This is a genomic window from Halorhabdus sp. CBA1104 (assembly GCF_009690625.1).
Lineage (GTDB): Archaea > Halobacteriota > Halobacteria > Halobacteriales > Haloarculaceae > Halorhabdus.
This window is the reverse complement of record NZ_CP033878.1, coordinates 2,038,010-2,057,392: the sequence shown is the minus strand read 5'-3', so window position 1 is coordinate 2,057,392 and position 19,383 is coordinate 2,038,010. Positions and strand designations below refer to the sequence as shown.

The following is a 19,383-nucleotide window of genomic DNA, read 5'->3' as shown; positions in this document are numbered from 1 at the left end:
TATTCGGACTGACGAAAGGATAGACAGACTCAATGGTAGAGCCGATCATCGACGCCCTGGCGGCGCTACACGGCTATGCGGGTTCGATCGCCTGGCTCGTGCTCGGGGTGTTCCTCGCCGGGACTCTCCTCGAACGGTACGACGAGGAGTTGGGCGCTCGCGTCTACGCTGCCGGGTGGGTGGTCCTCTCCGGGTACTGGCTCGCGTACGTCCACTACTTCGTATTCGCTCAGAAGTCGATCACCGAGAGCGCCGGCGTCATCATCGGTATCCCGCTCTCGCTGTACGTCGCCTACTTGATCGTCGACGGGCGCCATCGTCTGCTGGTTGTCTCACGAGCCGTGACCTTTGCCTGGGTGTTCTTCCTCCCGTTGTCGGCACTGGCGTTCGTCCGCCGGCCACTGATCGAGCTGACGACTGCTCACACCGATTTCGTCCTGTCGCTGCTGGGGAACAACTATCAACTCGGAGACTGGTATCCGGCACTCCCGGCTGGTCTCGAACTCCCCGGCGGGTCGACGCTGGGCACCGAGAGCACGCTCCCGGACAAGAACTTCCCGTATCGGAACACGTTCCTCTATGCGCCCGACGGGCATGCAGTCACGTACACGATCCGGATGGCCTGTACTGGCATCGGTAGTATGTCCATTTTCGTCGGTCTGATCGGTGCGGTCCGGGGCACACTTCGGAAAAAAGCCACGGCACTTGCGGCTTCGATCGGCGTCATCTACGTCCTCAACATCGTTCGGAACGTCTTTATCGCCTACACGATGGGCAACCAGCGGCTCCACATCTTCCCCGACGTGATCCTGTCGCTGTTCTCCGCGACCGATCCGTATCTGGTGTCGTACTTCATCGGTGATCGCATCATCGCCCAGTTTGGCTCCGTGATCGCGCTCCTCGCCATCACGTGGCTCGTCGTCCGCTGGGTACCGGACGTCCTCCGCGTCGTCGAGGAGGGAATGTACCTCCTCACCCGCCGCGAGTACGACCTCAAAGGGGCACTGGGCGTCGAAACGACTGAATAGCCGATTCACTCGGCGAGGGAGTCTTCGAGCAGTGACTCGGGAGCGTCGGCGATCGTCGCCAGTGCATCCCGCTCGATGTAGTGGAGTGAACTCGGGAGCAAAAGCAAGTGAAGCGGCTCGCCAAAGTCCATCTCAGCGAGTGCGTCGAGGCGGTCGGCCCGGACGACGGGATCGGGACTCCCGGCCCGAGCGACGACGACCCCGAGGGCATCTGGACGCCAGTGTTCGGCGAGCAGTTCGCCAGCGGTGTCACCGGCCATGTAGGCCTCTCGGTCGTCGTCGACGTCGATGTCCAGAAAGACCAGCGTGTGCAGATCACGCTCGGCGTTTGCTTCGATCGTCTCGATAACGCTCGCTGGCACCCCGTCGCCGCCGTGTGAGCGCTCGAAGGGGAGGGTCGTTGCCTTGCCAAACCGGTAGTTTTGCAAGCCAGTCAGCGAACTGGCGGCCGCCTGGGCAGTCGTCCCGTGGATGAGGCGGGTCTCGATGCCTCGCTGTTCGGCCCGCAGGCGGAGGTCGACGTGCGTCGTCGAGATCATCGTATCCCCGGCCGTCAGGAAGACCGCGTCGCCTGCTGCTGCAGCGTCGAGAATCGGGTCCGGCGCTTGCTCGACGCCCGCTCGGTCGCGAACCTCGATGTCGACATCGTGGAACACTTCGAGGTCAGCGACGGTCGCGTCGACGAGGCGACTGGTGTAAAACTCCGCAAAGATACGGTCAGCGTTGGCGATGGCGTCCCGGCCGGCGAGCGTGATCGAGCGCTCGTCGTAGAGCCCGAGCCCGACGAACGTGAGCATACTGTTTCTCGGCGTGCTGGCGGGAAAAGCGCCCGGATCCGCTATCGATAGTATCGACCGGCGAAGCCCCTTCCCGTGGCCGCGTGAGAACGCCGGTCTCAGCCGATCCAGTAGTTGTCGGGATCGTTGCCGCCGATAACGGTGCCACAGCCGCTACAGCGCCAGGCGTTCGCCCCGACTTTCTCGTAGCCGGATTCGAGGTCGGGGCCGTGCCACGTGCCCCAACTGAGGCTACAATCCGGACACTGCTTTGGCAGGCCACTCATTGTCGGATCGTTATCCTCGCGAACATCGTTGATCATCCGTTTCATTTCCTCTCGGCGATCCCGTATATTGTCGAGATCGCCGGGTTGGAGATACTGGTTGAAGTACGTGAGGTGTGATTCCATCAGATCTCGCGACGCCGTGAGTTTCCGGAGTCGTTCGTCATCGTGTTCCTCTTCCAGCTTGGCGAGTCGGTTTTGCCTGGCGATACACAGCGAGTAGTACCGTTGTAGTGCCGTTTCGTAGTATGCCCGAATGTAGAGCCGCTTGAGCCGATTTTGAAACGTCTTGCGGTCGGCCGACTTGTAGAAAATTTCGTCGTGTGGGATCGGCTTCTCCCTGATTCGGTCCCGGTCGCCCGTCAGGAGTCCAATTCTCGCGTATTTCGTTTCCTGGACCGTGCTGAGACTCGCTGTCAGTAACTCGGTTTCGGGGAGCCCCATCGAGAGCAACACCACTGCAACGTTTCCGGCCAGTCCCTCTGTGAGCGTGTCCGCGTCTTCGTAGGTTCGCACGGAAATTGCCTCCGGAATTGCCTCCTGAATCGACCGCTTCCGGGCTCGATCCCGGGCGAACAAGAAGATCTCGGCCCGGAGTTCCGGTGCCCTCCCTTCGATCTCGTCTCCAGCGGTCGCTTCGAATAGTTCGTCTTGCTGATTGGACTGTTTCATCCGCCGTTGCTGTGTGTATTGTTGCCATTCCTAATAAATCATTGTTCGTTTGTCGATTCTGGGCACGCATCGGCTCCGACAGTCTCCTGTGGGCACTTTCGACACGCTCGGCTGTGATAGCGGTCTGGCCCACTGTTTCGGGTGGTTCGCAGCCAGTTACAGCGGAGTCGTCTTCGCGCCGTCCCACCGGTCTGTCGGTGAAACGTTAGGCTTACCGCGAGCAGGGACTGACTCGACGTATGACCGTCCCGTGCGTTCGCGTCCCGCGTGCAGACGGCGAGGAAACCAGAGCGGCCCTTGCCGACCGGGACGTCATCGCCGAAGACTACCAGATCACCGTCGAGGACGGATCGCTTTTCATTCCTGTGACAAACCCTGACACAGTTCCGTCGGCATACACCGTCGTCGAGCGAGCGGTGCCCGTACGGAACACGCAGACGATGCCCGAAGATATTCTGGGGTTCGAGCCCAGCTACGAGCGGTTGGGTGAGGTCGTCATCCTCGACGAAGATGATCCCGACCGCGCCCGGGAAATCGCCGAGGCGATCATGGCCTCGGATCTGCCGGCCGAGACGGTGCTCAACCGTGCCTCGAAAGTCAAAGGCGAACAGCGCGTCCGCGAGTGGGACGTCCTGGCCGGCGATGGCACCGAAGCCCTCCACCGGGAGTACGGCTGTGAATTCGCGGTCGACCTCGCGAAGGTGTATTTCTCGCCGCGTCTGGCCACCGAGCGCCACCGCGTCACCGAGCAGGTCACGGCCGGCGAGCAGGCTCTGGACATGTTCGCCGGCGTCGGTCCCTTCGTGATTCCCTTCGCCGACCGCGGTGTGACCTGTGTTGGCGTCGACGTCAATCCCGATGCGATCGAGTACCTGCAGGCAAACGCCCGGCACAACGGTGTCGAGGAACGCGTCACAGCAATCGAGGGCGACGTTCGGGAGATCGTCCCCGAGTACGCAAACTGGGCCGACCGGATCGTCATGAATCTGCCCCACAGTGCCGGGGAGTTTCTCGACACGGCGACCGAACTGGCCGGTGACGAGGCCGTGATCCACTACTACGACATTCAACACGAGGACGACCCCTTTGGCCCGGGCGAGCGCGCGATCCGCGAGGCGGCCGGCGATGAGTACGACGTCGACGTCCAGACTCGACGAACCGTCCGGTCGTACGCCCCCCACGAGTTGAACGTGGTTCTGGACGTGGCACTGACTCGCTAAGGGATTCGGATTCGCAATCCTTATTGTGGTAATCAGACCTACGTTGTGGTACGCGCCGGTGTCTCGCCGAACGCAGCGAGGCAAGGCTCGGGGCGCGAGGAACGGAGTGACGAGCGCGCCGGTGTAGCTCAGACTGGCTAGAGCGAATCCTTCGTAAGGATTAGGCCGGGGGTTCAAATCCCCCACCGGCTCTTCTACGGGCGAACAAACGTGAGCCCGGTGTGAGACGGCGTGGATTTGAACCAGAGAGTAGAGCGCAACGACCGTGGTTCACAATCTCCCCCACCGGCTTTCTGCTGTGAACGAACCTGCCCAGCGAAAGTCATAGCGATTTGAGCGAGACGAGACGCGTAGCCAAGCGCGTCGTCTCGGCGGCGTTCACACGTCTCCATCGGCTTCGGTGGCGTCTCTGCAACGCCGTTGTGTACACCGTCCTGTCGGGATCCGTGCTCGCTTAGGTTGCGGACAACGTTTGTTCGATTACGACCGCGTTTGTCGGCGTATGGACGACGCGGACAGTGATCGTCTCACCGCTGTTGAGTTGGCATGGTGTCCCGGCGATCCGGAATGTTGCAGTCTCGCCTGCTGTCCACTGTCCGCCTGCTTCACCAATCGGCCCACCCACTGCATTAGCAGAGTTATCGAAAATATCCTCACCACGCACGTACTCGCTCTCCGGTTGCGGATCGCCACCATCCGCAGGTAAGTTCACCAACCGTCCGGACTTCCCACAGGCTGCCTGTGCATCGACGGCAATTTCGAGATCGGAAGCCGACAGTGTGTCTCCGGCAACATGCGTAATATTCACTTTGCCACCGTCGTATCCGTCTTGGATTAGAAGTTCCCCGCTCGACTGGCCGACGATCGGGCCGGGTTGGGTCCCGTCCTCGGCAACCCCGAGTGCAAACGTGGCGGCCGTCGCGGCGAGTACCACCACGATCGCGACCAGCAAAATATTCCCGACGACCGGTGTCGCCGCCCGCGATGATTCGGAGAACACGTTATGTCTTGTAGTCGTCCAGTGCCACTAATTCGTTTCCCCTCTGTCAGCACTTGTAGCCGTGGGCGAAACAGATCGGTTCCAGTGGCGAGGGCCGGCGATTGGCTGGGTCTTTCCTCGCCCGTCGTTTGCTCACGCCTCGCGTACCTTTATGATGCTTTCACTCGTTCGTTTCCGTATGGGAAAACGAATGCAGAAAGCCCTGAGTCGAGCGAAGTTCGCCGCGGCCGGTGGAGCGATCGGTGCCGCCGCCGGTGCCGTGATCAGCCGCAATGCCGCCAGCACGGGCGCGGGCGTGGGCGCACTCGTCGGTGCGACGATCGGCGAGAAACGCGTCGACTTGGGTGACATGGCCGAGAAAGTCACGGACCGTTCCGCCGAGTGAGGTGCTGGGTACTACCGCGGGCGAACACACACGGGGGCCGGGACAGCAATCGGCTGGTCTGTTGCCGCCAGGCGCCCGGTCGCGTCGTCGATGGCGAACGGGACGAGTGTATCCGTCTCAGCGTTTGCGACGAGCAGCTGCTCGCCGTCGCGATCGAGCGCGAAATCGCGGGGCCACTCGCCGCGGGTCGAAACGGTGTCGACGACATCCAGGCCGGTCGCAGTGACTTCGAACGTCGTGATGCTGTCGTGGCCCCGGTTGGACGCGTAGACGAACCAGCCCGAGGGATGGATGGCGACAGCACCGGGTGCGTTCTCGCCGTCGTAGTCGGGCGGGATCGTCTCGACAGTCTCGCGGACCGTCAGCGTGCCGTCGGTCGCCCGATCGAAGACCGAAAGCGTCGAATCGAGTTCGTTGACGCAGTAGATCCTTCCGTCGGGAGCGTACTCGAACTGGCGCGGCCCGGCACCGTCGTGCACAGAGACAGCCCCCTTCGTATCGAGTGTTCCCGTCTCGGCCTCAAGCACGTAGCGGACGATCTCGTCCGTCCCGAGATCGGCGACGTAGACGAAGCGACCGTCAGGGCCTGGTTTGATCGTGTGCGGATGGGGACCGGTCTGTCGCTCCGGATCGACACTCGAGCCTGCACGTTCCTGAACCGTCGGTTCACCCAGGCGACCGTCGTCGTCGATCGGCACCACCGAGAGTGCCCCGCCGGTGTAGTGGGCGACCAGTAGGTACTGGCCCGTCGGATCGACGCTGCAGTGGCAGGGATCGGCCGGACCGATCGCCCGGCGGTTGAGTCGGCGGAGGTCGCCGTTGGCCTCGATCGCAAACGCGGTTGCCCCACCGTCCTCGACTTCGTTGACGGCGTAGAGATAGTCACCGGACGGATGAACGGTCAGATACGACGGATCCGTCGCGTCGGCACCTAGCCGTGCCTCGCCACGCTGTCCACCGTCGGTATCGACGCGGTAGATCCCCTCGCTGTCGCCGTCGGTGCACGTGCCGACGTACGTGTGGGCGGTAGGCATTGCTGGCCTGTCGTCCGGCCGGCCCATGAGCGTGTCGGCGGTGAGGACCTGCCGGTCACCGGCCAGGGACCCGGCCATTCTCAACAACTAAATGGCCCCACACCCCACACCGGGACAATGAACGGCAACAGTTTCGGTCGACTCTTCGACGTCACCACGTTCGGGGAGAGCCACGGCGAGGCGATGGGGTGTACCGTTTCGGGTGTCCCCGCCGGTGTCGAGTTGAGCGAGGACGACATCCAGCAGGACCTCGACCGGCGCAAGCCCGGCCAGTCGATGATCACCACCTCGCGGGACGAACCCGACGCCGTCTCGATCAAGTCTGGCCTGCAGGACGGCTACACGACGGGCACGCCGATCGGGATGGTCATCCAGAACAAAGACTCCCGGTCGGGCAAGTACGAGCCGTTCGTCACGGCTCCCCGTCCGTCCCACGGCGATTTCACCTACTCGGCGAAGTTCGGCACGCGCAACTGGGGCGGGGGCGGGCGCTCTTCGGCCCGAGAGACCGTCAACTGGGTCGCCGCGGGGGCCATCGCCAAGCAGGTCTTAGACCAGAGCGAGTACGACGTCCAGATCAAGGCCCACGTCAACCAGATCGGTGACATAGAGGCCCCAGAGGTCTCCTTCGAGGAGATGCTCGAACACACCGAGGACAACGACATCAGGTGTGCCCATCCCGAGACGGCCGCGGCGATGCGCGATCTCGCCGAGCAGTACCAGCAGGAGGGCGACTCCATCGGCGGCTCGGTCTACTTCGAGGCCCGCGGTGTCCCGCGCGGGCTGGGTGCGCCCCGCTTTGACTCCATCCCGTCGCGGCTGGGCCAGCTCATCTACTCGATTCCGGCGGTCAACGACTTCGAGTACGGGGTCGGCCGCGACGCTCGCACGATGGCCGGCACTGAGTACAACGAGGACTGGGAGTTCGACGAGAACGGTGATCCCACGCCCGTCGGCAACGACCACGGCGGGATCCAGGGTGGGATCACGACCGGCGATCCCATCTACGGCGAGATTTCCTGGCATCCGCCGGTTTCGATCCCGAAAGCCCAGGAGACCGTCGACTGGGAGACGGGCCAACGTAAGGAGGTTCAGGTCGTCGGCCGCCACGATCCCGTTTTGCCACCCCGTGCGGTCCCCGTCGTCGAGTCCCTGCTGTACTGTACAGTGCTCGACTTCATGCTGCTGGGTGGCCGCCTCAATCCCGACCGACTCGACGACCGGCCCGGCGAGTACGACACCGACTATCACCCGAGCAGTCCGGTCAACGATCCAGACGACGCCCCCACGCAGGCCGAGACACTCGACGACGAGTAAGTCTGTGCACGGGCCAGGGCCACGTCGCAGCTGGCGGACGAGCGACGGGCGAAGCCGCTCTCTCAGGCCGTGAAAGCGGCGGACTGGCTGTTACCCTCGTGGTCTGTCAGTCCCCGGTTGATGCGTCCTCACCCACCAGCGAGGTGTCCATCGACCGCCACCCGCGGACGGCACACACCAGTGAGTCAAGGCCCACGATGGCGACGCCGACGATCCCGAGCAACTCGAGTGTTGGATACGTTGTGAACACGCCTGTGAACTGCTGGACGACGATGAACGCGAACAGGTACACCACGCGTCCGATGCGTCGACGTGACATACGTCGTGTTAGGGCCTCACGCATATGAGCGTACGGACTGTAGCCGAACGTCTCGCGGCGTTCGTGCCATTGCCTGCCGACGCGGCTTACTTATTTGATGGCGGACTGTGATTGCTCGTGTATGTCTCGTCTCGACGCCGGTGTGCTGGCGTTCGGGCGCGTTCGCGGCCTCGCCGACTCGTCGCTTCGGCACCGCGATCGGACCTCTCGCCGTGTCAGCGTCGGTGGTGCCCGGTGACCGATCCCACCGAAGAGACGGTGACAGATGGTGAAGAGACGATCCGGGAACGCCTGTTCTATGCGGACGTGGCGCGGGAGCCTGGCGATACCAACGTCCGCCACTGGGGTATCGAGGTCCACCCGGTCGTGTTCCCGCTCGCGTTGGCGTTCATCGTCGGATTCGTCGCGCTGACGGTCGGATTCGGTGACGGTGCCGCCACCGCGTACGAAACGGTCTTCGATGCCGTCACTGCAAACTTCGGCTGGTTTTACGTGCTGTCGGTCAACGTCTTCCTCATCGCGCTGGTTGCGTTCGGGCTGAGTGAGTACGGCACGATCAGGCTCGGCGGTCCCGATGCCGACCCCGCGTTTTCTACCGTTGCCTGGCTGGCAATGTTGTTCAGCGCCGGCATGGGGATCGGGCTCCTGTTTTTCGGTGTGGCCGAACCGATGTACCACTTCCTGTCGGGCGGTGGATCGTTTTTCGACGTGCCGGCTCGCTCACCGGCCGCGGCGCGGTCGGCGACGGCCCTGTCGATGTTCCACTGGGGGCTGCACCCGTGGGCGATTTACGGGATCGTTGGCCTCGGACTCGCCTTCTTCTCGTTCAACCGTGGCCTGCCGATCACCGTGCGATCGGTTTTTTACCCCCTGCTCGGTGAACGGATTTACGGCTGGCCCGGCCACATCGTCGACCTCGCAGCCGTTCTCGCGACGGTGTTCGGACTGGCGACCACGGTGGGGCTGGGCGCACTCCAGATCCATGCCGGCCTCGACTTCTTGGGCCGGAACTACCTCGCCACTGGCTTGCCAAGTGCGACCTGGGTGACGACTGCGATCGTCGCGGTCATCATCGGCCTCACCACGCTCTCGGTCGTGGCCGGGCTCGAAGGCGGGATCAAACGGCTGTCGACGGTGAACGTAGTGCTCATGGTCGGGCTGCTCGGGTTCACGCTCGTCGCTGGGCCGACGGTCTATCTACTCGATGGCTTCGCCAGCGGTCTCGGTGTGTACTTGGGGAACTTCTTGGCGTTGAGCTTCTACGCGGAAGCGTTCGCTGGGGCTGATGCCGGCTGGCAACACGACTGGACGATCTTCTACTGGGGCTTTTGGATCGCGTGGGCGCCGTTCGTCGGCATGTTCATCGCTCGGATCTCGAAGGGGCGGACGATCCGCCAGTTCGTGGGCGGCGTGTTACTCGTCCCGACGCTGTTTTCGCTGCTCTGGATGGCGGTGTTCAACGGCTCGGCGCTGTTCGTCGAACTCAACGTCCTCAGTGGTGGCATCCTCGGCCCGCTGCAAGAACACGGGCGAGCGGTCGCGTTGTTCGAACTGCTGTCGTCCTATCCGCTTACCTTCCTCACGAGCGTCGTCGTCACTGCGAATCTGCTCACGTTTATCGTCACCTCGACCGATTCGGGGGCGTTAGTGACGAGCTATCTGGCTGCTGGCGGCAAGCAAGACACTCTCGCCCGCCAGCGGGTACTGTGGCCACTCCTGATCGGTGCCACCGCGGTGGCACTGCTCGTCGGGAACGGCCTGAACGGCCTCCAGACGGCGGTGATTGCGGCTGGCCTGCCCTTCGGCGCGATCATGCTGCTGATGGTCTATACGATCTTCCTCGGTCTGCGTCGTGAACTCGATATCCACCGGTCGCCAGCGTATCGCGCGGCCGTCGAGGACGCTACAGACCAGGGGACTACCGCTGGCGACTCGTCGTCGAAGGCCCGCGGCCGGAGGGAGTGACGTTTCTGCCACGTTGCACGCCTGCTGTGTCACACGCTCAGGTCACTCTCGGGAGTTCTACGACGAACACCGCGCCCGCGGGATCGGTGTCCTCGATGTCGACCGCGCCGCCGTAGCTTTCGACCAGTGTCTCGACCAGATACAGTCCGATACCGGTCCCCGAACTTTCCAGTCCCGTCTCGCCCTTGCCGAAGATCGCGTCTTGCTGTGCGGGCGGGACCCCGGGGCCGTTGTCCGCGATGCGAACGACAACTGACGCTTCTTGGGCCGTCGCCGAAACGGTGACTTCCGGGACGTCTTTATCGTTGTGCTGGACGGCGTTTTTCAACAGGTTTCGGAAGACCGACGCGAGCATGCTGCTGGCCCGGACTGTTTCGGCCGGAATCTCGGTGTCGACGGTGAAGACGGCGTCGGGATAGGCCGAGCGAACCTCGTCGAGTTCGCGTTCGAGGACTCCTTCGAGGTCGACGTGCTCGATGTCGTCGTCCGCCGAGAGCATCACGTCGGCCATCTCTCGGGCCGTCTGCGTGAGTTCGATCGCGTGTTCGGCACTTTCCAGCACCGTTTCGATGTACTCTCCGGTCGATTCGTCGTCGGATTCTTCGGCGACGAGCTCGGCGTAGGCGGTGACCAGTTGCAGATCGTTCCGGATATCGTGGCGCAACACGCGATTGAGCACGTCGAGGTTGTCCCGTTGGGTTTGGAGGCGCTGTTCGTACTCTTTGCGTTCGGTTATGTCCCGGACCAGGGCGTGGAGGGCGGGCTCGTTCTCGTACTCGAAGCGACTGAGCTTCACCTCGGCGGGAAACGTCGTGCCGTCGGCCCGCTGGTGGGTCCACTCGAAGAACGCTTCGCCCGTCTCGAAGGCCCGCTCGATGTGTTCGAAGGCATCGTCCTTCGAAGGTGTGCCGTCGGGCTGTGTCTGTGGGGCCAGTTCCCAGGGTGCGCGGTCGACGAACGCCCCGACCGAATCGAGGCCGAACAACTCGAGGGTCCGTTCGTTGCAGTCGATGTAGCCGTCCCGGTCGAGAACCATGAGCGCGTCACGGGTGTCTTCGAACAGATTTCGGTACTTCCGCTCACGCGCTTCCAACTCGCGCTCGTGTTCTTTCCGTTCCGTGACGTCGACGAGATAGCCCAGCAAGTAGCCCTGCGCTGCCGGTTCGTCGACGATTTTCGTATGCTCCATCACCCATCGAACAGCCCCGTCCGCGGTCCTGATTCGATACGGGTCCGGACTGAGGCGGTTGCTCCCGTTTGAGCGTTGCTCGGCAACCTCTTTGGCGACCCGCTCGCGATCGCCGTCGTGGAGGAGGTCGCTGAAGCGGACGTTTCCCGTCTGGAGTTTCTCGGGCGCGTACCCAAACACCGCCTCGACGTTTTCCGAGACGTACTCGATCGGCCACCCCGCCGCGTCCGCCCACTTGAACACGACGGCCGGCCCATCCGTGAACATGTCCCGCTCTTCTTTTAGCGCCAGCTCGGCCCGCTTTTGATCGTCGATGTCCTGGTGGATGCCGACCGCCCGCAACGGCGTGCCGTCATCGGCACGCTCGACTACCGTCCCCATCGTCCGGACCCACTTCCAGTCGCCCGCCTTCGTCTGCAGGCGGTACTCACATTCGTAGTACGGCGTCCGTTCTGCAACGTGTGCTGTCAGTGCTTCGTTGTGTCGTTGCTTTCCGTCCGGATGGACGAGCGCTTCCCAGTCACGCAGGTGCGCCCCCATCTCGGCGGGCGTGTAGCCGAGCATCTCGGTCAACAACTCGTCGCGTTCTACCTCGTCGGTCACCATATCCCAGTCCCAGATCCCGAGGTTTGCCCCCTCTAGGGCCATCCGCATGCGTTCTTTCGTGGTGGCGAAATCGGTATCGCGGACCTCGCGCTGGTCGATCGGGCGGCTGGTCACGAGAAACTCACCGCCCACGCCGTCGGGCACACACACCACTCTCGATTCGACCCACCTCCAGGACCCATCTGCCCGCCGTGTGCGGACTTCGACGGTCTGTGGTTCGTCGGCACTGACCCGTCGTTCCTCGATCGTCTCACTGACGGACGCACGATCAGCGGGATGGATGTATTCGCTGACCAGCTCGCCCGTCAGGTCGTCTGGGCTGTATCCGAGAATCGCTTCTACCGCAGGGCTGACGTACACTATCGTCCCATCTGCGTCTACGATCGTTGCCGCGTCGGGTGACAACTCGACAAGCTGGCGGTACCAGTCTGGCCCCGCCTGGTCGCCGTTGGTCGCCGTGTCCCCGGGATCGGCCATCAGTATCTCTACTGTCGTCGGTATGGGACTTAAACTGGGTGCCCGATGGCGGGCCTCGTCGCCGCAACCAGTCGCGTTTTGAGCCAGCCCCACTAGTCAAGTCCTATGACTCCCCACGCGCCCGATCCACAGAACCCCTACGGCATGGACGCGGAGTGTCAGAACTGCCCGGCACTCGTCGAAACGCGTGAACAGGTCGTCCATGGGTACGGTGACGTCGAAGCCGACGTGGTCGTCCTCGGTTCGGAACCCACTGCCGGCCCCGATCGCACCGGGGTCCCTTTCACGGGCGACGAGCCCGGCCGGAGCGTCCAGCGGATCCTCGCCGAGTTGGGATTCAACGACGCTGCCCCGGACAGTACCGAACCCGAGCTCGAAAACATCTATCTCACCTACGTCACGCGCTGTCGCCACCCGGATCGCGACGCCACCGACGACGAGACGCGCAACTGCGAGGGGTATCGGACCGCCGAGTTGCGGATGATCAACCCCGAACTCATCGTCGCCGTCGGGCAGGCGGCTCTGGACGCCTTGGCGTTCGAGTACACGACCCGCAGCGCCGAGGAGTTAGACGTGACTACCGAACACGCGACGACGATCCGGGGCCGTGGCTTCGAGATTCTGCCGATGCGCTCGCCGAGCGAGGCCAGTGAGGCCCAACTGGAAGCGTTCCGAGCACACTTCGCCGACGAACTCGGTCGGGATTATCGACAGACCAAAGGGCAACGTCGGAAGTGAGCGCTCAATCTAGCTCCCATTCCTCGGGTCGCGTGTTCAACTTGCCGACTTCCGCGCGGATGTCAGAGAGATGCCAGACGATGTCGGTCAGCGTAATCATGCCGACCAGTTCCAGCCCGTCCATCACGGGCACTTTCTTGATGTCGTTGTCGGCCATCTTCTCTGCGACCCCCTGGACGGTCGTCGCGGGATCCGTCGTTACGACCGGATGGTGGGCGAGCTTGTCGACAGGGATCTCCTCGAAGGGGCGCTCGGTGACGTAGCCCGCCCGGAGTGTGTCGGATTCGGTGACGATTCCCACCGGGTTCCCCTCGTCGCTGAGGACGACCACCGAGCCGACTGCGTGTTCGAGTAGCTGCCCGACTGCATCTCGCACGCTCGCATCGACCGGGACCGTGATGACCTCGGTCGACATCAGGTCCTCGACGAGCATTTGCCTGGGATAACTACGTGGCCGAGACGTATAATGGCACCTGGTGGCACGATGACGACTCACTGCGCACACTCATTCGAGCGGCGGGTTCAAGGATCCACTACGCGAAGGTGACGACATGGCTACTGTCGCACTCCGCACACAGCGACCAGTCGAGGGCAACGCACTGGCTGAACTGGCGGCCGGGACGCCGTTGACCGACACTGAGGCGGCGACGCTGTATCGCCACGCCTGCAAGGATGTTGCCGAAATCGCCGAGTCCAGTGGGGCATCGCTGCTCGTCACCTATCCGGAGGGGAGCGAGGCACAAGTCATCGAGATGGTCGAGCCGGCGCTCGATGACCCCTCGGAAGCACGATTCGAGCCACAGGTCGGGTCGACGCCAGCGGCGCGCATGGGGAACACGGTCACGCACTTACTCGAGAAAGAAGCCGAATCGTCGGTGGCGGTGCTCGATCCGACGGCCGTGCTTGCCACCCGGAGCACGATCGATCAAGCGGCGATGAAACTCCGGTCCAGCGCAGTCGTCGTCGGGCCGGCCGCCGCAGGTGGGATCTACTACGCGGGGTTCACCGACACGCTGGACTTCGAAGACATCGATCGCCAGCCGATGGTCGAAACCCTCGTCGATCGGGCCGCCGAGGCGGGGCTCTCGACGGACGTCCTCGCGCCGTCGCCCACACTGTCGACCGTGCCGGACTTGCAATCGACGCTGCCGATCCTGCGTGGGCGTCGCCAGGCCGGTCTGCCAGTCCCCGAGCGGACGAGTCAGTATCTCGCCGACCTGGATCTACACGTCACTGAATCGGCCGAAAACGGCGTCGAGATAGAGAAATCGTAGGGGACTGGCGACGTTCGCGGTCGCTACTGGAAAGTCCGGGACGTTTCGGTCTCTTCGAGTTCGTTTTCGCGCTTGTCGAAGCGCTGTTCGATCTCCTGGTAGCGCTCGCGGGTGTCGCTGTCGACGCTCGGACCCACCTCGTCCATCGCAGTCTCGAAGTGTTCGGCGTTGATCAGGACGTTCCCCATGCTGTCGTCGACGTCCTCGGGATCGACGCTCCGGATGAACTCCCGGGTGGCTGCCATGGCGGCTTCGCGGGCGACGGCTTCGATGTCGGCCCCGACGTACCCGTCGGTCCGGCGAGCCAACTCGTCTAAGTCGACGTTCTCGGCCAGTGGTTTGTCGCGGGTGTGGACCTCGAAGACTTTCCGGCGGGCCTCCTCGTCGGGAACGGGGACGTGGATGTGTCGGTCGAGTCGCCCCGGCCGCAAGAGTGCAGCGTCGATGAGGTCCGGTCGGTTGGTCGTCGCGATGACCACGACATCCTCCAGGTCCTCCAGGCCGTCCAGTTCCGTCAGCAACTGAGAGACGACGCGCTCGCCGACGCCGGAGTCGCCCATGTTGGCCCCGCGTTCGCCGGCGATGGAGTCGATCTCGTCGAAGAAGATGACGGTCGGGGCATTCTCACGAGCCTTGCTGAAGACCTCGCGGACGCCCTTCTCGCTCTCTCCGACGTACTTGTTGAGTAGTTCCGGTCCTTTCACGGAGATGAAATTCGAGTCCGCCTCGTTGGCGACGGCTTTCGCAAGCAGCGTCTTGCCGGTCCCTGGCGGGCCGTACAGCAACACGCCCTTCGCGGACTGCATGTCCATCTGTTCGAAGACCTGCGGGTACTCCAGGGGCCACTGGATGGTCTCTCTGAGGCGTTCGTTCGTGTCTTCGAGGCCACCCACGTCCTCCCAGGAGACGTCCGGCACTTCCACGAACACTTCCCGGAGTGCAGAGGGCTCGATACCCTTGTGGGCGGCCTTGATGTCCGTCTCGGTCACCTCCAGGGATTCGAGGATCTCGGCGTCGATCTCGTCGGCTTCTAAGTCGATCTCGGGGCGAATGCGCCGGAGGGCGTTCATCGCCCCCTCCTTTGCCAGTTGTTCGAGATCGGCCCCGACGAACCCGTGGGTCCGTTCGGCGTACTCGTCGATGTCGATCTCCTCGTTTAGGGGCATCCCGCGGGTGTGGACCTGCAGGATCTCCTTGCGGCCTTTCTTGTCCGGGACGCCGATCTCGATCTCCCGGTCGAAGCGCCCACCACGCCGGAGGGCGGGGTCGAGCGCATCGAGGCGGTTGGTCGCACCGATGACGATGACGTCCCCACGCTCTTCGAGCCCATCCATCAAGGAGAGAAGTTGGGCGACGACCCGACGTTCGACGTCACCGCTCGTGTCGTCGCGCTTGGGCGCGATGGAGTCGATCTCGTCGATGAAGACGATCGCGGGGGCGTTCTCCTCGGCCTCGTCGAACATTTCCCGCAACTGCTCTTCGCTCTCGCCGTAGTATTTGGACATGATCTCCGGCCCCGAGATCGTCGTGAAGAACGCGTCGATCTCGTTGGCGACGGCCTTGGCCATCAGCGTCTTGCCGGTTCCCGGTGGGCCGTGCAGGAGGACGCCTTTGGGCGGTTCGATACCGAGCTGATTGAACAGCTCGGGGTGGCGCATCGGCAACTCGATCATCTCACGGACTTGCTCTAGCTCGTCGTCGAGTCCACCGATGTCCTCGTAGGTCACGTCCGGGGTCTGGCGCGCCTCCTCGGGTGCCTCCCCGGTGATCTGTTCGGCCGGTTGCTGGCTGACCTCGATCTCGGTCTGGTCGGTGACGACGACCGTCCCTTCGGGGTCAGTGTCGGCGATCTTCAGCGGAATCTTCTGGCCGCCGACCGACGAGACCGGCCCCAGTCCCAGCGAGAACGGGACGGTCTGGCCGGTCGTGACGGCCTGCCCGGAGAGCTTGTTGCGGACGTGCGGGCCGATGTTGCCCCGGACGCGGAGGTTCTGGGGGAGAGCGACGGAGATCGATCGGGCGGGATTGACGTCAGCCTTCTCGACGTCGATACGGTCGTCGATCCCGACGTCGGCCTCCTGGCGAAGTTGCCCGTCGATCCGAACGATTCCCTCGCCCGTGTCCTCGGGATAGCCCGGCCAGACGCGAGCGACCGCTCGCCCGCCTTGACCATCGAGTACGACGTAGTCCCCGTTCTCCAGGCCGATTTCGTCCATCGCCGCGCGATCGACGGCGGCCAGGCCACGGCCGGCGTCTTTCTGTTTCAGTGGTTTGACAGTGAGCTTCATTGGTCCACCTCGATAGTGAGGACGCCGTTTTTCATAAACGCTGTTGCGCCCTGATTTTCGGGTAGCGAGAGGTCGTACTGCCCGTCGTCGGTGACGACGATCGCGGTGTTGCCCACCACGTCGATCTCGGCCCCGTCACCGAGATCAGCCACGAACGTCGTCGCGTCGTCGTAATCGAACCGGCGGATCTCCGCGTCGCCGACCGTCTGCTGTTCGAGTGTCATGCTAACCTTGAGTTAGCTCTAGGAGTATATAAATCTTTCTCCAATGTGACCCTTCAGTCCGGGGGTAACAGACTAACGGTTGAATTGCGGTTCACACCGAACTCAGTCGAGATCGAGGGTGGATTCGTCGTGGGTGTGTTCCCTCGCGGGGAACGAGTCGTCTTCGACCGCCTCGACGTACGACTCGATCGCGTCGGCGTACGCTGAACGGACGTCGCCAAAGGCCTCGGCGAACGGCGGCGTCGATTCGCTCAGGCCAACGGCGTCGTCGACGACCAGCACTTGGCCGTCACACTCCGGACCAGCGCCGATGCCGATTGTCGGGATCGAGAGGTCCTCGGTGACGGTACGTGCGAGGTTCGCGGGGACGTGTTCGAGGACCAGTGTGAACGCGCCGGCGTCCTCGTGGGCGCGGGCGAGTTCGCGGATCTCGTCGGCCGCTTGCTGGGTCGTCCCCTGGCGGGTATAGCCCAGGCGATTGACGTGCTGGGGTGTCAGTCCGAGGTGGGCCATGACGGGGATGCCCAGGTCGGTGAGGCGCTCGGTCAACTCGACGGTGTGGGGACCGCTCTCGATTTTGACAGCGTTCGCGCCGGCTTCCTTGAGCATGCGCCCACAGTGCTCGATCGACTCGCTCTCGTCGACGCCGACGCTGAGAAAGGGCATGTCGGCGACGACCAGCGCGTCGTCGGTCCCGCGGACGACCGCGGCCGTGTGGCTGTGCATTTCTTCGACGGTCACTGGGAGCGTAGTGTCGTGCCCGAGGACGACGTTGCCCAGGCTGTCCCCGACCAGGAGCACGTCCACGCCCGCTTGCTCGGCCAGCTCGGCGGTCGTGGCGTCGTAGGCCGTCAGCATCGTAATCGGTTGCTCGCCAGCCTTCTCCCTGACGTCCCTGACCGTAGGCATAGCCGAAGATCCTCGTGGCTCGGTCTTACGCCTTCGGGTCCGGAACGACCGATAGACGCAAGACCCAGGCGTCCCCAGCAGTTCGTGTGCCAGACCGTCTTGGCAGTACTGACCCGGAGGGCGTCGACTACGGGTGGGTTATGCAGGTCACGTTCGCGCTGACGATCGTCGCCGGGGCTCCGATCGTCGCGGTTGCCTCCCTCGGTGTGGCGCTTCCGACCTGGAGTGAAAAAGCGATCTTCGCTGTCCGGGTCGGAGCTGTCGTCTGGTTCCTCACGGCGAGTGCAGTCTATCTGTACGCACGCTCGCGGCGATAAGCCTCTCCGAGGCTTCTTTGGGCTATGCCGACAGCCGTTGTTCGACGTACTGAAACGGCATGCCGGCGCGCTCGGCCGTCGTCTCGTCCGTCCGGGAATCGCCGACGAACACCGTCTCGGCTGGATCGACGCCGAGCCGATGCACGACGGTACGTAGCGGTTCGGGATGGGGTTTCTGTGTCGCGACACTATCTCGGCCGACCACGGCGTCGACGGCCATTGCCAGGTCGTGGCGCTCGAGGGCCATCCGGACGGCCGACTCGGCGTTCAACGAGCACACCCCGACCGGGACCCCAAGCGGCAGTTCCTCCGCCAGTGCCAGCCGATCTGACGTCCGCGCTCCCACGCGTTCGTGGGCCGAAATGACTTCTTCGGCGACGTCGCCGACCCCGGCAGCATCGGCTCGTTTCAGCAGCGTCCACAGATCGACGTCAGCCGTCGCCACACCCCGAGATTCGAGACGGTCGGCGACCTCGTGTGTGACGACAGCCCAGTCGACGTCGAGGCCGACCAGGGTTCCATCGAGGTCGTAGACGACCGCCTGATACGACTCGCCCATACCGGACGTTTTCGGGTCCACACCAAAGGCGCTTCGACGTCACCTGCTGCTTTCCTGGGTGGGCTGGGCGCACGGGATGGCTGTTCCGATCACCGTCCGTATCGCCGCTGTCGCTGCTGGTAGTCACGGATCGCCCGGAGATACTCCCGCTTGCGGACGTCCCGCCAGTTGACGTCGGTGAAGTACAGTTCGGAGTACACCGATTGCCAGATCATGAAATCCGAGAGTCGCTCGGCACCCGTCTTGATGACGAGATCGGGTTCGGTCGGAAACACGAGTCGGCGTTCGATCTCGTCTTCGTCGATGGCAGCGGGGTCGAGATCGCCGGCCTCGACTTCCCTGGCGAGCCGCCTGACGGCGGTGGCGAACTCGTGTTTACCTCCCAGACCGATCGAGATCGCGATCGGGGCCTGGGCGCGCTGGTCGTCTTCGGGGCCACGGACGGCGACCGCTCGCGGGGCATCGATCGCTTCGAGTTCTCGCTGTAGGGTCGGTACAGCGCCCTCGTCGAGGACACTCACGTAGACCATCAGCTGCTCGGCACCGTACTCGATGGCCCACTCGAAGACGGATTCGAGTGTCTCGTATGCCCCTTGTTCGAGCAAGTCCCGTTCTGCCAGGACGATCGCGACGCGCTCGGGCAGGGCAGCGTCACTGTAGCGGACGCGAGCGGCGAGGTAGCGGTCGTACAATCCCACGGCCCGGCTTTTGGCCGGGTCGACAAGAAGGTCACGGGATTGCCGACTGACTGGCGCCCGCAAACGAGACACTGGACGAACACGTCCGCTCGCGGTCGGGCGCG

Annotated in this window: 20 protein-coding genes and 1 tRNA gene; 9 read left to right on the top strand and 12 right to left on the bottom strand. The window is 63.6% G+C overall.

The genetic code is table 11. The features are described from left to right. The first annotated feature begins 32 nt into the window (after positions 1-32). Positions 33-1,028, top strand: coding sequence for an archaeosortase A (artA, locus tag Hrd1104_RS10340; protein WP_154552684.1), 996 nt, complete (start codon positions 33-35; stop codon positions 1,026-1,028). 5 nt (positions 1,029-1,033) lie between these two features. Here the strand turns inward: artA and dph5 are convergent, their stop codons facing one another. Together dph5 and Hrd1104_RS10330 are read right to left on the bottom strand one after the other, a co-directional pair. Further along, on the bottom strand, positions 1,034-1,825 hold the full coding sequence (gene dph5, locus Hrd1104_RS10335) for a diphthine synthase (RefSeq protein WP_154552683.1): 792 nt from the start codon (positions 1,823-1,825) through the stop codon (positions 1,034-1,036). 98 nt (positions 1,826-1,923) lie between these two features. After that, entirely contained in the window at positions 1,924-2,760 is an 837-nt protein-coding gene (locus Hrd1104_RS10330; protein ID WP_154552682.1) for a hypothetical protein, read from the bottom strand. Positions 2,761-2,999: 239 nt separating this feature from the next. Here Hrd1104_RS10330 and Hrd1104_RS10325 point away from each other — a divergent pair, with 239 nt between their 5' ends. Next, on the top strand, positions 3,000-3,980 hold the full coding sequence (locus Hrd1104_RS10325) for a class I SAM-dependent methyltransferase family protein (protein ID WP_154552681.1): 981 nt from the start codon (positions 3,000-3,002) through the stop codon (positions 3,978-3,980). Positions 3,981-4,097: 117 nt separating this feature from the next. Further along, positions 4,098-4,171, top strand: a tRNA-Thr gene (locus tag Hrd1104_RS10320). A 263-nt stretch (positions 4,172-4,434) separates the two neighbouring features. Here the strand turns inward: Hrd1104_RS10320 and Hrd1104_RS10315 are convergent. Further along, a complete protein-coding gene (locus Hrd1104_RS10315; protein WP_154552680.1) occupies positions 4,435-4,980 on the bottom strand; it encodes a type IV pilin in 546 nt (181 codons plus the stop codon). Between the two features lie 178 nt (positions 4,981-5,158). Between Hrd1104_RS10315 and Hrd1104_RS10310 the strand changes: the two genes are divergently transcribed. Next, positions 5,159-5,365 (top strand): YMGG-like glycine zipper-containing protein, encoded by a 207-nt coding sequence (locus Hrd1104_RS10310; protein ID WP_154552679.1) that lies wholly within the window; start codon positions 5,159-5,161, stop codon positions 5,363-5,365. An 11-nt stretch (positions 5,366-5,376) separates the two neighbouring features. Here Hrd1104_RS10310 and Hrd1104_RS10305 read toward each other — a convergent pair whose 3' ends face one another. Continuing rightward, a complete protein-coding gene (locus Hrd1104_RS10305) occupies positions 5,377-6,399 on the bottom strand; it encodes a lactonase family protein (protein ID WP_154552678.1) in 1,023 nt (340 codons plus the stop codon). Between the two features lie 117 nt (positions 6,400-6,516). Between Hrd1104_RS10305 and aroC the strand changes: the two genes are divergently transcribed. Beyond that, positions 6,517-7,716 carry a chorismate synthase gene (aroC, locus tag Hrd1104_RS10300; RefSeq protein ID WP_154552677.1) on the top strand — a complete coding sequence of 400 codons (1,200 nt, stop codon included), beginning with the start codon at positions 6,517-6,519 and terminating at the stop codon, positions 7,714-7,716. 106 nt (positions 7,717-7,822) lie between these two features. Here the strand turns inward: aroC and Hrd1104_RS10295 are convergent, their stop codons facing one another. Next, positions 7,823-8,035, bottom strand: coding sequence for a hypothetical protein (locus Hrd1104_RS10295; protein WP_154552676.1), 213 nt, complete (start codon positions 8,033-8,035; stop codon positions 7,823-7,825). Between the two features lie 234 nt (positions 8,036-8,269). Between Hrd1104_RS10295 and Hrd1104_RS10290 the strand changes: the two genes are divergently transcribed. Continuing rightward, positions 8,270-10,000 (top strand): BCCT family transporter, encoded by a 1,731-nt coding sequence (locus Hrd1104_RS10290; protein ID WP_229770464.1) that lies wholly within the window; start codon positions 8,270-8,272, stop codon positions 9,998-10,000. Positions 10,001-10,037: 37 nt separating this feature from the next. Here Hrd1104_RS10290 and Hrd1104_RS10285 read toward each other — a convergent pair whose 3' ends face one another. After that, positions 10,038-12,272: a PAS domain S-box protein gene (locus tag Hrd1104_RS10285; RefSeq protein WP_154552675.1), complete on the bottom strand. Its 2,235-nt coding sequence runs from the start codon at positions 12,270-12,272 to the stop codon at positions 10,038-10,040. A 105-nt stretch (positions 12,273-12,377) separates the two neighbouring features. Between Hrd1104_RS10285 and Hrd1104_RS10280 the strand changes: the two genes are divergently transcribed. Next, positions 12,378-13,010 carry a uracil-DNA glycosylase family protein gene (locus tag Hrd1104_RS10280; RefSeq protein WP_154552674.1) on the top strand — a complete coding sequence of 211 codons (633 nt, stop codon included), beginning with the start codon at positions 12,378-12,380 and terminating at the stop codon, positions 13,008-13,010. Between the two features lie 4 nt (positions 13,011-13,014). Here Hrd1104_RS10280 and Hrd1104_RS10275 read toward each other — a convergent pair whose 3' ends face one another. Then, entirely contained in the window at positions 13,015-13,443 is a 429-nt protein-coding gene (locus Hrd1104_RS10275; protein ID WP_154552673.1) for a CBS domain-containing protein, read from the bottom strand. A gap of 118 nt (positions 13,444-13,561) precedes the next feature. Between Hrd1104_RS10275 and Hrd1104_RS10270 the strand changes: the two genes are divergently transcribed. Continuing rightward, the gene (locus Hrd1104_RS10270; protein ID WP_154552672.1) at positions 13,562-14,284 is read left to right on the top strand and encodes a DUF2064 domain-containing protein; all 723 of its coding nucleotides are present in this window, start codon (positions 13,562-13,564) and stop codon (positions 14,282-14,284) included. A gap of 23 nt (positions 14,285-14,307) precedes the next feature. Here Hrd1104_RS10270 and Hrd1104_RS10265 read toward each other — a convergent pair whose 3' ends face one another. The 3 genes from Hrd1104_RS10265 to panB form a co-directional block, all read right to left on the bottom strand. Continuing rightward, positions 14,308-16,572: a CDC48 family AAA ATPase gene (locus tag Hrd1104_RS10265; protein WP_154552671.1), complete on the bottom strand. Its 2,265-nt coding sequence runs from the start codon at positions 16,570-16,572 to the stop codon at positions 14,308-14,310. Then, positions 16,569-16,796: a hypothetical protein gene (locus Hrd1104_RS10260; protein WP_154552670.1), complete on the bottom strand. Its 228-nt coding sequence runs from the start codon at positions 16,794-16,796 to the stop codon at positions 16,569-16,571. Before Hrd1104_RS10260 ends, Hrd1104_RS10265 begins: the two co-directional genes overlap by 4 nt. Before the next feature lie 102 nt (positions 16,797-16,898). After that, on the bottom strand, positions 16,899-17,705 hold the full coding sequence (gene panB / locus Hrd1104_RS10255) for a 3-methyl-2-oxobutanoate hydroxymethyltransferase (protein WP_154552669.1): 807 nt from the start codon (positions 17,703-17,705) through the stop codon (positions 16,899-16,901). Positions 17,706-17,845: 140 nt separating this feature from the next. Here panB and Hrd1104_RS10250 point away from each other — a divergent pair, with 140 nt between their 5' ends. Then, entirely contained in the window at positions 17,846-18,022 is a 177-nt protein-coding gene (locus Hrd1104_RS10250; RefSeq protein WP_370454837.1) for a DUF5822 domain-containing protein, read from the top strand. 22 nt (positions 18,023-18,044) lie between these two features. Here Hrd1104_RS10250 and Hrd1104_RS10245 read toward each other — a convergent pair whose 3' ends face one another. Together Hrd1104_RS10245 and Hrd1104_RS10240 are read right to left on the bottom strand one after the other, a co-directional pair. After that, positions 18,045-18,581 (bottom strand): HAD family hydrolase, encoded by a 537-nt coding sequence (locus Hrd1104_RS10245; protein WP_154552667.1) that lies wholly within the window; start codon positions 18,579-18,581, stop codon positions 18,045-18,047. Between the two features lie 89 nt (positions 18,582-18,670). Then, a complete protein-coding gene (locus tag Hrd1104_RS10240) occupies positions 18,671-19,279 on the bottom strand; it encodes an undecaprenyl diphosphate synthase family protein (protein ID WP_154552666.1) in 609 nt (202 codons plus the stop codon). Positions 19,280-19,383 lie beyond the last annotated feature (104 nt).